The sequence below is a fragment of the Marinibacterium profundimaris genome, from assembly GCF_002210095.1.
Classification (GTDB): domain Bacteria; phylum Pseudomonadota; class Alphaproteobacteria; order Rhodobacterales; family Rhodobacteraceae; genus Marinibacterium; species Marinibacterium profundimaris.
Map to the genome: position 1 here is coordinate 22388 of NZ_AQQR01000030.1, position 13160 is coordinate 35547.

The 13160-nt window shown below is 63.8% G+C and carries 11 protein-coding genes; 3 read left to right on the top strand and 8 right to left on the bottom strand.

Going from position 1 to position 13160, the window contains the following annotated elements:
• Positions 1-93: 93 nt before the first annotated feature.
• Complete coding sequence (locus ATO3_RS26695; RefSeq protein ID WP_088652846.1) at positions 94-1509, bottom strand: MFS transporter; 1416 nt, start codon at positions 1507-1509, stop codon at positions 94-96.
• 68 nt (positions 1510-1577) lie between these two features.
• Between ATO3_RS26695 and ATO3_RS26700 the strand changes: the two genes are divergently transcribed.
• Positions 1578-1988, top strand: a complete 411-nt coding sequence (locus tag ATO3_RS26700; RefSeq protein ID WP_021120483.1) for a helix-turn-helix domain-containing protein — start codon at positions 1578-1580, stop codon at positions 1986-1988.
• 118 nt (positions 1989-2106) lie between these two features.
• Here the strand turns inward: ATO3_RS26700 and ATO3_RS26705 are convergent, their stop codons facing one another.
• Positions 2107-2430, bottom strand: coding sequence for a DUF736 domain-containing protein (locus ATO3_RS26705; protein WP_009573768.1), 324 nt, complete (start codon positions 2428-2430; stop codon positions 2107-2109).
• A 774-nt stretch (positions 2431-3204) separates the two neighbouring features.
• Positions 3205-4023 (bottom strand): SDR family NAD(P)-dependent oxidoreductase, encoded by an 819-nt coding sequence (locus tag ATO3_RS26715; protein ID WP_088652847.1) that lies wholly within the window; start codon positions 4021-4023, stop codon positions 3205-3207.
• Between the two features lie 99 nt (positions 4024-4122).
• On the opposite strand from ATO3_RS26715, the gene ATO3_RS26720 reads away from it, so the two are divergent.
• Positions 4123-5013: a LysR family transcriptional regulator gene (locus ATO3_RS26720; protein ID WP_020042535.1), complete on the top strand. Its 891-nt coding sequence runs from the start codon at positions 4123-4125 to the stop codon at positions 5011-5013.
• 183 nt (positions 5014-5196) lie between these two features.
• Here ATO3_RS26720 and ATO3_RS26725 read toward each other — a convergent pair whose 3' ends face one another.
• Positions 5197-5940 (bottom strand): SDR family oxidoreductase, encoded by a 744-nt coding sequence (locus ATO3_RS26725; RefSeq protein WP_020042534.1) that lies wholly within the window; start codon positions 5938-5940, stop codon positions 5197-5199.
• 98 nt (positions 5941-6038) lie between these two features.
• Here ATO3_RS26725 and ATO3_RS26730 point away from each other — a divergent pair, with 98 nt between their 5' ends.
• A complete protein-coding gene (locus ATO3_RS26730; protein ID WP_021120482.1) occupies positions 6039-6968 on the top strand; it encodes an AraC family transcriptional regulator in 930 nt (309 codons plus the stop codon).
• 222 nt (positions 6969-7190) lie between these two features.
• Here the strand turns inward: ATO3_RS26730 and ATO3_RS26735 are convergent, their stop codons facing one another.
• The 4 genes from ATO3_RS26735 to ATO3_RS26750 all read right to left on the bottom strand — a co-directional run.
• Entirely contained in the window at positions 7191-8576 is a 1386-nt protein-coding gene (locus ATO3_RS26735; RefSeq protein WP_088652848.1) for a transposase, read from the bottom strand.
• A gap of 132 nt (positions 8577-8708) precedes the next feature.
• The gene (locus ATO3_RS26740; protein ID WP_020042532.1) at positions 8709-9635 is read right to left on the bottom strand and encodes a DUF2493 domain-containing protein; all 927 of its coding nucleotides are present in this window, start codon (positions 9633-9635) and stop codon (positions 8709-8711) included.
• Positions 9636-9980: 345 nt separating this feature from the next.
• A complete protein-coding gene (locus ATO3_RS26745; RefSeq protein WP_021120480.1) occupies positions 9981-11027 on the bottom strand; it encodes a DUF7146 domain-containing protein in 1047 nt (348 codons plus the stop codon).
• A partial coding sequence (locus ATO3_RS26750; RefSeq protein WP_198963358.1) for a strawberry notch C-terminal domain-containing protein occupies positions 11027-13160 on the bottom strand: 2134 nt, incomplete at its 5' end. The genes ATO3_RS26750 and ATO3_RS26745, both read right to left, overlap by 1 nt.

The following is a 13160-nucleotide window of genomic DNA, read 5'->3' on the forward strand; positions in this document are numbered from 1 at the left end:
GTCCGAGATGAGGACCCTCCCTGAACCCGTTCTCTCCTACGGCGTCCAACGGCACACACCAAGGTCGCAAGATGGGCGCGTTCCGTTTGCTCTTCACGCTGGGTCCGCCGCCGCTCGCGGCCGCCCGGAGTGGCTCCATAGCGCCAGGCACAGGGCGATCAGGGCCAGGGCAGCGGCGGCGGAGAAGGTCATCGAGAAGGCACGGGAGACATCCGCGACCGGCGCCTCCGCCGCGTCGCCCGTCCCCATGACGGCGACGAACAGGGTCGACATCGCGGAGGCGCCTGTCATCAGGCCAAGATTGCGTGACAGGCCGAGCAGGCCCGAAAGCCGCCCCCGCTGCTCCTTCGAGGCACCCGACATAACCGCGGTGTTGTTGGCGGCCAGGAACATCTGAAAGGCCGGGGTCAACACGATCAGCGCCGCGATATATCCGTCGACGCCGAACTGGCGCGGCAGAAAGGCAAGGCAGAGCAGCCCGAACATGGTCTGCACCAGCCCCGCAAGCATCACGCGCCGCGCGCCGAAACGGTCGGTCAGCCACCCCGAGGGCACCCCGGAGAATGCCGCGACAACCGGCCCGACGGACAGGACTATACCAACCACGGCATCTCCCAGGCCAAGGGAGAACGTCAGGAAGAACGGGCCGACGACCAGCGTCGCCATCATGACGGTGCCAACCAGGATGTTCATGGCAACCCCTGCCCCTGTCTTCCTGTCCATGAGGGCAGCCATTGGCACAAGCGGCGTGCTCACGCGGGCTTCTACCATCACGAAGCACGCCGTCGCGGCCAGTGCCACCACCACGAGTACGGCCTGCGAGACAGGGACGCCTGTGGCGCCGCCGCTCGTGACGAGGGAGTAGGCCCCCAGCGCGACAATCAGCAGGGCGGTCCCCGGCAGGTCCAGCGACAGGAACGACGCCCGGGCCGGCAGGCCGTCACGCCGGATGGCGAGAACAGCGAGAACCAGAGTCAGCCCGGCGACCCCGGCGAGGAGCCAAAAAGCCGTCCGCCAGTCGCTCCAGGCGAGCACGAGCCCGCCGAGCGAAGGCCCGAGCGCGGTTCCGGTAGCCGAGGTCGTTCCCAGAAGTCCCATGGCCTTGCCGAGTTGCCTGGAAGGCACGAGATCGCGCGCGATCGACATCGTGAGCGCGATCAGGATCGCCCCGCCCACCCCCTGAAGAGCCCGCCCGAGGATCAGCAGCGAGAGGTTCGGCGCGGTCGCGCAGAGGACCGACGCGGCCATGAAGACGATCAGACCGGCGATCATGACCCGGCGATGGCCGAACAGATCGCCAAGCCGCCCGACCGAGACGATGGTGACCGTCACCGCCATGAGATAGGCCAGCACGACCCATTGGGCTTCCGAGACGGTGACATCGAAGCGTCGGGTCAGTGTCGGCAGCAGCACCGAGGCGACGCTGATCCCAAGTGAAGCGGTCAGCGAGGCAGCTGCGAGGGCTACCAGGATCGGAAGCGGCGCACGCGCCTCGTTCGTATGGGTCATGGTCGGATCTCTTGCGTTGACGATTGGCGGAGGCTACCCTGCCACTTCAAGTCAACTTGAGGTCAAGCGTGAAACGGGTCGATATCGGGGTCCTGTCGGAGAAGAGCGGCGTCTCGCCCTCGACGCTGCGCTATTACGAGGAAATCGGCCTGATCCAATCGGTCGGGCGGCATGGGTTGCGGCGGCAGTTCGATGCGCAGACTGCCACGCAACTTGCGCTGATCTCATTGGGGAAAATGGCCGGATTCTCGCTGGAGGATATCAAGGGGATGTTCGCCAAAGACGGCTCACCTCGATTGCCGCGCGCCGAGTTGCACCTGCGCGCCGATGCGCTCGACCAGCAGATCCGCGACCTCTCGCGGTTGCGCGACGCCCTGCATCATGTAGCGGATTGCCCGGCCGAAACACATATGGAGTGCCCGAAGTTCAAACGCCTTATGAACTTTGCCGCCCGTACGAACACCAGACACAAAGTGTAAGAGCGTCCCGCCGAACAACTTGGCCTATCAGTCGGCACAAGGCCAACGTCATGACCCGTTTCGGCCTTCAGATTGCTGAGTGAGGCCCCGGCCTTTCGACCGGGGCCTCGCGACGGCGTTATTCACCGCGGCGACCGTTGGGGCGGGACCAGATCAGCGCGTAGCTCTCGCCGTCCTCGTCGTCGAAGAGGTTGGCGTAGATCGGGGCGGTAAAGCTCGGATCGTCGAGTTTGAGGCCCAGATAGTCGCGACCCTCGCCCGAGCGCTTGGACCAGGCGGCGCCGATCTCGGCGCGGCCAACCAGGACGCGGTGGCTGGGGGCGTTCTCGCCGGTGGCGCGGGTGTCGGGAACGATGCGCACGCCCTGGACCTGGACGCTGAGGGTGACGATTTCGCCGGTGAATTCGTTGCCGGTCTTCTTGAAGGTGCCGATGGTAGCCATTTTAAGTCTCCGTTTTCCGTTTCCGGGTCCGCACCATTGCGGCCCGATGGCGATCGACAGGCCGGAGACGACCGACGGCGCACCCCCGGCGTGCCGGGGGCCGGACAGCAAAGGCAGAACTTTCTTGTTTCGCGCGGAATGGGCGCAGCCCAGGGGAAGAAAGTAATGGCGGCGCTGTTGCGCCAAGCCGGTCGTGGCACAACCGGTCTTCGGCCAGATCAGGCCATTGAAAGGGCCGTTTGGAGCGGACATGGCTCGGGTCAGAACGGAGACGATGGCGATCGCGGATGCCCGCCAGCCTGACCGGCTTTTCACCGGCGGATTGGCTCACCCGCGACAGGCCATGCGCATCACTCTCCAGGCGCCCCGCCCGACGTGCTGCCCGCGATCCCAGATGCGATGTGCCGTTCGAACGATCCGCCATTCCCACCGCACAACCACGAGCCGCGACGCGGGCCTCATGCCGATCCGCGCACCGCCCCCATACCGGCATCCTGACGATTGGGATGGCAGTTCAGCCCTGATCGGGTCCCGCTTCATGGGGGCGCCGGCAGTGTCAGGCGCTCACGGGATAGGGCGCGAAGCCGACCTGCGGCAGCGCGGCGACGATTCCCACGCAGCGACGTCCTGCGCTGGCGCGAGCGGCCCTTAGCTGCCCTCCGCCCGTCGGATCATCGCTGCAGAGCGGCTTCACTGAACCGGACATTCGCGCATCGCGCAGCATTTTCAACGCCCAGATGACCGCAACGCGGACTAGGCTACCCTAATGTCAGATCAAGTGCGCGCGTTCGAAGCGTCGATTTCATCGGCCAATTGGCGGCATTTGGTGTCTGCCCATTCATGGGCGTCCGCGCCGAACAGCAGCCGCCGGGCGGGCTCATCAGACGATGCTTCCTTGAAGATCAGCGCGGCAAGCTCTTCAGGGTCATTGTCCTGCGCGCCGTTTGCCTGGGAAATGAAGCCGCGGAATGCGGAAGCCGCCTCGGCATAGTCTTCGATCTCCAGGTCCCCCTGTCGCGCGGTGGAGGGGTCCAGGAAGTTCGTACGCATCATGCCCGGATCGATGATCAGGGATCGAATGCCGAGTGGCGCGACCTCCTCGGAAAGGCCCTCCATCCAGCCCTCGAGGGCAAACTTGGAGGCCGAGTAGATCGATCCACCCGGGTTGGCGACCAGGCCATTTACCGACGAGATCGTAACCACCAGACCAGAACGCCGGCTGCGCATCGTCGGCAGCACGGCGCGGGCCACGTTCATCGCCCCGAAGACGTTGATCTCGAACTGCCGGCGCACTTCGTCGTCGCGGATCGTCTCGAAAAAGCCAAGTTGCGCGCGACCGGCATTGTTTACCAGTACGTCGATCTGTCCAAAGGCATTGATGGCCGAGACATGGGCCTTCGCGACGGCATCCGCATCTGTCACGTCGAGGGGCAAGACGAGCAACCTGTCGTTGGACACGGCGAGACGGTCGGCCAGCCCGTCGACGGTCCGGCTGGTCGCCACGACCTTGTCGCCTGCGCGTAATGCATCCCGCGCGATGAGATACCCCAGCCCCTTGGCGGCGCCGGTGATGAACCACACCTTGTCAGTCATCCTGTCAGTCCTTTCGTTTGTCGCCTCTCATATTAGGGGATCTTCGTGTTTGCCGATTAGAGGCTTGAAAATTGTCGCGATCAGTATCTCAACTAATGAATGGACCCTCGCAGATTCTCCGACCTGATCACCTTCAGCCGCGTGGCAGAGACGCAAAGTTTCACCGCGGCGGCGCATAGCCTCGGGGTGACCCAGTCTGCCGTCAGCCAAACGGTGAAGCGGCTTGAAGCGGAACTGGGAATAAGGTTGTTGTCACGCTCCACGCGTAGCCTGACCCCGACCGCAGCGGGCGAGCAACTGCTGGCCACCCTTGCCCCGAACGTCGCGGAGCTTAATGCAAAGCTCGCGGATCTCGAACGGCTGCGCGAGGAGCCGGGCGGGCAACTCAGGGTGACCTGCGGCAAACACGCGGCGGATACGCTCGTATGGCCGGCCTTCTCCAAGTTGCTTGCCGCGCATCCTTATATCGAGGGTGAGCTGAGCGTCGAAGACCGATACGTCGATATTGTCAAAGAGCGGTTCGATGTCGGGATTCGGATGCGCGACAATCTGGAACTCGACATGATTTCTGTCCCCATTGGGCTATCGCTTCGCTCTGTCGTCGTCGGCGCGCCCGGGTATCTTGACGCCTGCGTAGCTCCGGATAGGCCGCGCGATCTGGCCCGGCATCGCTGCATCGGTTTCCGGAACGCGGGCGGCATCCTGTCACCCTGGACCTTCGAAAAGGATGGCCGCACCGAGACGGTGAAGATCACATCGCCGATCATCGTCAACGATGGCGACGCGCTTGTCGCGGCGGCCTGTGCGGGGATGGGACTGGCCTACATGCTGGAGGATCTGGCAGCTCCGTTTCTCCAGGACGGCCAGCTTGTCGAGACTCTCGGAAACTGGTCGCCACGGTTCCCCGGCTATCACGCCTACTACTCGAGCCGACGCCATCCGCCTCCGGCCGTTACGCTTTTCCTCGACCTTTTGCGTCAGGAGATCTGAGCATCATCCGCATTTAGATTGCGAGGTCCTTAATGGGCTCGAAGCCGACCTGCGGCGGCGCGGCGACGATTCCCACGCAGCGACGTCTTGCGCTGGCTCGAGCGGCCCAGAGCCGTCATTCGCCGGTTGCCCTGCGAATGACGGCTTTCACCGTTTGTCCATGAAGTAACGGCGCAGCTCGCGTCAACTTGCCTGCGCCAAGGCCACCGCGTCGGGGCCGGCCGGAAAGCGCAAGCGGTCCGTCTTGTCCTGAGCCGCAAGCCAGACCGCTTCGGCGACATCGCTTTCCGAAGTGGTCAGGGCCGGTGTCGCGAAGTCCGCGAAGATCGGCGCCGCGAAGTCGGCATAGGCTTCAGGAATCAAATCCGCGACATCGATGTCGGTGTTCTCGGCGAAACGCGTGGTCGGGGCGTAGCCGGGCTCAACCAGCTTGGCGCGGACGCCGAAAGCTCCGAGTTCGTGTGCGAGCGATCCGGAAAATCCCTCGATGGCCTGCTTGCTTGCCGTATAGGCCGCAGCGAGGGGCATCGGGGCCAATGTCACGCTGGAGGTGACGTTCACAATCACGCCCGATCCGCGTGACCGCATCCCCGGGATTGCCGCCTGAACCATGGCCATTGTGCCGAACGTATTCGTCTCGAACACTTTTCGGACATGCGCCATCGGCGTTGCCTCGAAGGCCCCCACGACCCCGATTCCGGCGTTGTTGACCAAGGCATCAATCGGACCGGCGGCCTCGATCGCTGCCCGGATACTATCGGGGTCGGTCACATCCAGCGAGAGAATCCGGAGCCGATCGGATGGCGCGAACAGCCCTTCGCGGGGTGAACGCATGGTGGCGATGACGGTCCAGCCTTTGGCATGGAAGTGGCGCGCTGTTGCAAGCCCGTAGCCCGAGGAGCAGCCGGTGATGAGGACGGTCTTCATGTCAGTCTCCTGTGTTTTGTATTGACGAGACTGAGATAGCGGACAGAATCCGGACAATCATCGACTCAAAGTCCAATTTTAGTTTGCGAAGGTCCAGAATGGCCGATCCTCTTGAGCAGATCATCCGCCTCTTGCGGCCGAAGGCCGTATTCTCAAAAGGGATTTCCGGAGCGGGGGAATGGGCCGTCCGCTACCCGCCCATGCGCCATCCCGGCTTCTGCGCGGTGACGCTTGGACGTTGCCTGCTCGCAGTGGAGGGGGAAGCGCCGATCCTGCTGGAGGAAGGCGATTTCGTTCTTCTGCCCGCGACCCCAGCCTTCACCATGTCGTCGCCCGACGCGACCGGACGCCGGGCCACCCCCGGGGACCTGCATCCGTCCGGGCAGGAGGTGCGCCACGGCAGGAAAGGCGTACCCGCCGATATGCGTCAGTTCGGCGGCTACTTCTCCTTTGCTTCCCCGGACGCTGACCTGCTCGTGAAGCTGCTACCGCAGGTCATTCACATCCGCGGAACCGCGCGGTTGACGCAGCTTGTGCATCTGGTCGGCGACGAGGCCGGCCGAGACGACGTCGGGCGGGAGTTGATCCTGGAGCGGCTGGTTGAAATTCTGTTGATCGAGGGTCTGCGATCAGTGCCCGGTACTACGTCCGGGCCAAGCCTGTTGCGAGGGCTGTCGGATGACCGCGTTGTGACGGCGTTGCGTCTGATGCACGGCGATCTTAAGCGGAACTGGACCGCAAACCGCCTTGCGCGGGAGGTCGGAATGTCGCGCTCCGCCTTTTTCGACAGGTTCCTGAGGACCGTCGGCATGACGCCGATGGACTATCTTCTGGCCTGGCGCATGGCCGTCGCCAAGTCGCTGCTGCGGGAAGGAGCGTTGTCGCTTGCCGACATCGCGGATCGGATCGGCTATGGATCGGCGAGCACGTTCAGCACGGCCTTCAGCCGCCACGTCGGTGAGCCTCCCGGCCGCTACATGCGGCGCGCGTTGGAAGCGGACACGATCGCGGAAGTCGGCGCTTCCTGATCGAGAAAGGGAATATCCCGCCGGTCTCCGAGACGCAGGCTGCGGGCCAAACTGATATCATGTTTGTCTGATCGCCGTCAGGGCACCCAATGCGTTTGCTCCCCCGTCACCGCAGTTCGCACAGACCGCAGCGAACGACTGCTCCCCGCCGATTCCGTGGAAAAACACCCGTTCGCCAGCGCAGAAAAACGACCACTGAGGAGGGCGCAAGTGCCTTCCCTATCAGGCATTTTTCGGCTGCTGCGGTGCAGGAAGGATCTTTGCCATTTTACGGAGGTTCTGGGCGGTTGCTGCGAGGAGGAATTCGTCATTTGCGCCGCATGGTCCACGTAAACGGAGGCGGTTTAGGCCAAGGATCCGTTTGAGGTGGGCGAAGAGCATCTCGACCTTCTTTCGCAGCTTCATTGAGATCACGTACTGCTCGGTTTTGGCGATGTCCCGGGCGACCTGCCGGGCGTCTTCATGTTCCTCGCGGGTGATCGACCGGAATTCCGTGTTCGGACAGCAGCGCGCCTTCGAGGGGCAGGCCTGGCAGGTGTGCTTCAGGCAGCGGTATTTGGCGACGCCCTTGCCGGTTGGCCCGCGGTTCGGATCGGAATAATTCCGACGGAATTGCCTCAGTTCGTGCCCCTCGGGGCAGATGTACTGGTTGTTCTCCGCATCCCAGTCGAAGTCGGCGCGGGTCCAGGTTCCATCATTGCGCCCAGACTTGTCGAGAACCGGGATATGTGGGGCGATCTTGCGGTCGACCAACCAGGCCAGCATCGGTGCTGTGCCATAGGCTGTGTCCGCGATCAGGCGCTCGGGCTGAAGGTCGAACCTGGCCTTCACGCGCTCCAGCATGGTCTTGGTCGAACCGACCTCAGCCTGCCGGATGGACCTGGTGGCTTCCACGTCCACGATGACGCCGTGGTCCGTATCGATCAGGTAGTTGTCGGAATAGCTGAAGAATGCCGGTCCCTTGCGGGCTGCCGTCCATTGGCTCGCCGGATCGGAATGGGACGTGAACTTGGGCTGGACCTCACTGGCTGCGCCAAAGGCCGCCTCATCAAGGGTGTCGAGATACTCGCGAACTGCCCGCGGGGCATCAGCGGGATCGACCTGCGCCGGGTCCCAGTCTTCCTTCGGGGTCGAGTTCTGCTTGTTGGCATCAGCCTCGATCAGACTGGCATCCACCGCCATGCGCTGTCCACTGACCAAACCCTCTTCGATGCATCGCGCGACGGTCGTCTCGAACAAGTGCCGCAGCAGTTCGCTGTCCCGAAAACGGCCGTGTCGGTTCTTGGAAAAAGTCGAGTGATCAGGGACGCGATCGCTGAGATCCAAGCGGCAAAACCATCGATACGCCAGGTTCAGATGCACTTCCTCGCAGAACCGCCGCTCCGACCGGATGCCGAAGCAATATCCCACCAGCAGCATCCGGATGAGGAGCTCGGGGTCGACGGAGGGGCGGCCCGTGTGGCTGTAGAAATCGGCAAGGTAGGCACGGATCTCGGAGAGGTCGACGAACCGGTCGATGGAGCGCAACAGGTGGTTCTGCGGGACATGATCCTCGAGCGAGAACTCGTAGAACAGCGCCGGCTGCGCCTCTTGCCGCGGTCCCATCATCTCCGATCCTCCCACCCTTTGCGGGAATTGAATCAGCCGAGGGGCCTTCAATCAAGCACGAGTTTTTCAACGAAATACGCCCACCTTAACGGATGCAGTAAGCTACGCGGCCCTTTCGTTTAAGTGCAGCGCTCACGCGCTGCCCTCCGCGAGCCGGTAGACCGGGATACCCATCTTGCGGGCCTTGTCGGCGAGGTTTTCCTGAATGCCGGTACCGGGGAAGACGATGACCCCGATCGGCATCGTGTCGAGCATGCGATCGTTGCGCTTGAACGGTGCAGCCTTGGCGTGTTTCGCCCAGTCCGGTTTGAAGGCGACCTGCGGCACCTTGCGATTGTCGGCCCAGGTGGCCGCGATGCGTTCGGCACCTTTCGGCGATCCACCGTGCAGGAGCACCATGTCGGGGTGTTTGGCATGGACCTGATCGAGCCTGTCCCAGATCAGCCGGTGATCGGTGGTGTCCCCGCCCGAGAAGGCAATCTTCGGCCCGGTGGGCAAAAGCACCTCATTGTCAGCCCGACGCTTTGTGGCGATGAAGTCACGGCTGTCGATCATGGCCGAGGTCATCTGGCGATGGTTGACCCGTGATCCGGAGCGCGGTGACCAGGGCGTGCCTGTGCTGCGCAGATAGAGGTCGGCGGCAGTGTCGCGGAAAGTCTCCATGCTGTCGCGGCGCTCGATCAGGTTCTGGCCGATGCCGATCAGGGTCTCCAATTGGACGGATTTCACCTCGCTTCCGTCCTGTTCGCGCTGAAGGCGCTTCTGGGCCTGCTCGTTATCATCGAGTTTGCGTTCGATCCTCTCGACGGCGCGGTGGAAGGTGTTGACGGTGGACCACAGGAGCTCGTCGAGGTCAAAATCGAGGCTGGTGTCGGCCATGGTGGAGATCAGGGCGTCGAAGATGTCGGCAACCGCGCCCTGGATGGCGGTGTCCTCGGGTGTGATCCGGGGATCGGCCTCGCCCTCGGCGGGACGGTAGCCATAGAGTTCGAGCGCTTCGATGACATGGCCGGTGGGAGACGTGCTGTGATCAGGTTCGAATTCGTCATGGGCATACATGGGATGTGTCCTTCGGCTGGACCGCGACCGTCGCGGCCTTCATGGCGACGACAAGCCCACGGGCGCTCCGGTCTGGCAGCCCGAGCTCTTTGCGAGGGCCTTGATGGCAAAGCCCGGCTGATTTGTTTCGCGCTGTAAAGGCGGGCGGACCGGGGTCCACACGCGACATGTCGCGTGGGGTGGTTTCCCCGCCGACGGAAATCAGTCGGGCGCCGCCATTGCCGGGCCGGAGCGTTTGTGGGCCGCTCGCCCTCTCAAGAAGGCCAAGGCGCGGTCCCCTTGCCGAGGTGCCGCAACCCCTTGCCCATGGCGGGATCGGTTATCCCCGATCACGGCCCTCTCTGGCTATGGTGCGCGCGGCATGAAACGGCTGACGTCCTCGGGGGCGATCTGCACCCGGATCTGCGCCCGAAGCGCCTCCAGGCCGAAGCTGACGAGATCGTCGTTGAAATCTCCCAGCATGGGCGAAAGCGTGATTGCCTCGATCCCGGCCCCGATGGCCCGGTCCACCAGGCTGTCCCGCGCGACGTCACCTGCCGGATCGTTGTCGCGGACGATATAGAGCCTGCGCAGATGCGGCGGGAACAGGATAGCAGCGAGATGTCCGGCCGAGAGTGCGGAGACCATCGGCATGATCGGCAATACCTGCCGCAGCGAGAGGATGGTCTCGATCCCCTCGCCTGCCGCCATGACATCCTGCGCCCCGCCAAACCGGACGGCGTTTCCTAGCAGGTCTCCCATCGCCTTTCTCGGCGGATAGACCGGCGCTTTCCCGGAGCCGTCACGTTGAATCCAGGTGCGATGCGCACCAGTGATCCTGCCGTCGAGGTCAGTGACGGCGGCGATCATGGCGGGCCAGGTTTCGGTGGGACCATCGCCCTCGGGGCGCCAATAGCAGTTCGGATGAAACCGCAGATTCGCGGTTCCACGTAAATCCGTAATGCCGCGTATCCGAAAATATGCCTCTGCGAGACTGCCGGTGAGCGGTTGCGTCATACGCCAGAGACGACGGGCGGCTTCGGACGATCCCGATGGTACTGGCGGTGTTTGGGCCCTGCGGGACTTTGGCTCCGGTTCGGGATGCGGCAGGCTGAGGAAGCGGCGCGCTTCTTCGGCAATATCAGCGAAGTCGACGAGGCCAAGGCTTTCACCGATCACGTCGAGCAGATCGCCATGCTCGCCGCTCTGGGCATCGGTCCATTTTCCAGCCGCACCTCTACCAGCCTCTGGCCCGGTCAGGCGGACGAACATTGAACGGCCGGGTGTGTTTCGTACATCCCCGACCTGCCAGTAATTGCCCTGCTTGACCCCGTTCGAGAGATAGTAGCGGCACACCGCCTCGGCCTCTCGGCCGAGACGCTGCGCCAGTGCGGAAGCGTTGAGACGTGCCATCACGCGGCCTCCCGCTCGGAAATGCGCTCGATCGGGAAACGGTCGAGCAGTTTGCCGATGATCGCCGGCCCCGATGCGTCCACCGGCACGAAGAAACGCAGCTTCCAGGAGATGATCTCGCTGAAGAGACCATAGGTTCGCAGCCGATCGCGCATGGTATCGGTGAAGCCGGTGAGTTCGATCCGGCTCGCGGCCATGACGCGGGACCGGCGCAGTTGCAGCCCTTCGGCGAGATCGAAGACCGTTAGGCCCTCGATCAGCGCAGCATAGGCCTCATCGGGCGTGATGCTGGTCATAACCCCACTGGTGGCGGCATTCGCTGCCCATGCGGCCGAAACCCGGCGTCCAATGATGCGTTCGCCCTCATCGGTCTGAAGCCGGTAGACCCGGGACGACTCCTGCGGCAGACGCTTCCAGATCGGCAGCAGGAGCCCGGTCACCATATGCAGAATGCTGTCGGTGAACTCCGGCACCTCTGCCAGTTCCGCCCTCCAGGTCGTGGCGAAGTCGGCCCTGTCAACCTGGAGCCAATGGGTCTCTTCCATCGCCCGCACGGGGAAGCTCACCGCTTCCATCGGCCGGATCAGGCGGACACGGCGCTCGATCTCGCCGTCATCCAGCATCACGCTGGTTGTCGGGATCTGCACCGCGGCGCGACAGGATCGCTCGTTGATGAGCAATCTTGCGCGGGGATCATCCAGTTCCGCCAGGGCTGCATCGAGCGAGATCGGCTGATTGCGTTTGCGCGCTGTCAGGGTCAGGAGCCGGGTTTCCGCCCCGGTGCCCGGATGGGTGTGGATCACCTGCCGGTTGGTGACGACGAAACTCTCTGCGCGCAGCGTCTCCAGCCCCATGTCATAGGTGCCCGATGCAACCGCCCCGTCGATCCGGGCCTGCAGAAGCTGCTCGAAGGCCGAGAACAGGATGCCCTGCAACTCGATGGTGAGGGCCAGAAGACGGTTTAGGAAAGTGGTGATCGGCGGCAGATCGTCCTTGATGCCGTTCGAGTCCATCAGCTTCAGGCCGGTGGCCGTTTCAAACCGTTCGAGCGAGCAGCCCTCGACCTTGCCGCGCACGATCAGCAGATAGAGCTGGCGCAGCGCATCGCGGGCATAGGCGGATTCCAGATTGTCCTCTGGCCGGAACAGGCCCTGACCGCCGGTCTGGCGCTGACCGCGGGTGATTGCGCCCAAGGTGTCCAGACGGCGAGCGATGGTGCTCAGGAACCGCTTCTCGGCCTTCACATCCGTGGCGATCGGCCGGAAGAGTGGCGGCTGCGCCTGATTGGTTCGGTTGGTGCGCCCCAACCCCTGAATGGCGGTATCGGCCTTCCAGCCCGGTTCCAGCAGGTAATGTACGCGCAGCCGCTGGTTCCGCGCCAAAAGGTCCGCGTGATAGCTGCGCCCGGTGCCCCCCGCATCCGAGAAGACCAGAATGCGCTTCCGGTCATCCATGAAGGCCGAAGTCTCGGCAAGGTTGGCGGAGGGCGCGCGGTTCTCGACGACCAGGCGGGCCGATGCGCCTTCGCCCTTTCGCACGATGCGCCGGGACCGCCCCGTGACCTCCGCCACCACATCCGTGCCGAAGCGCTGGACGATCTGGTCGAGCGCGCCCGGGACCGGCGGCAACGAGCCGAGTTGTTCGAGCATCTCGTCGCGCCGGGCCACGGCTTCGCGACTCTCGACCGGCTGACCATCCCGGAACACCGGCCGTGACGAAAGACTGCCCTCGCCGTCGGTGAATGGTTCGTAGAGCTGCACCGGGAAGGAATGCAGCAAATACGAGCCGACATATTCCCGAGGCGTGACATCGACGGAAATATCGTTCCATTCCTGGGTCGGAATCTCCGCCAGCCGCCGTTCCATCAGCGCCTCGCCGGTGGAGACGATCTGGATCACGGCGGCATGGCCCGCCGCCAGATCTGCATCGATCGAGCGGATCAGCGTCGGCGTCTTCATCGAGGTCAGCAGGTGGCCGAAGAAGCGCTGCTTGGTGCTCTCGAAGGCCGACCGCGCGGCGGATTTGGCCTGGCGGTTCAACGTGCCTTCACTGCCGGTGATATTGGCCGCCTCCATCGCCGCGTCGAGATTGTTGTGAATGACGGCTAATCGCGAGGACGCGATAATGCGAAGG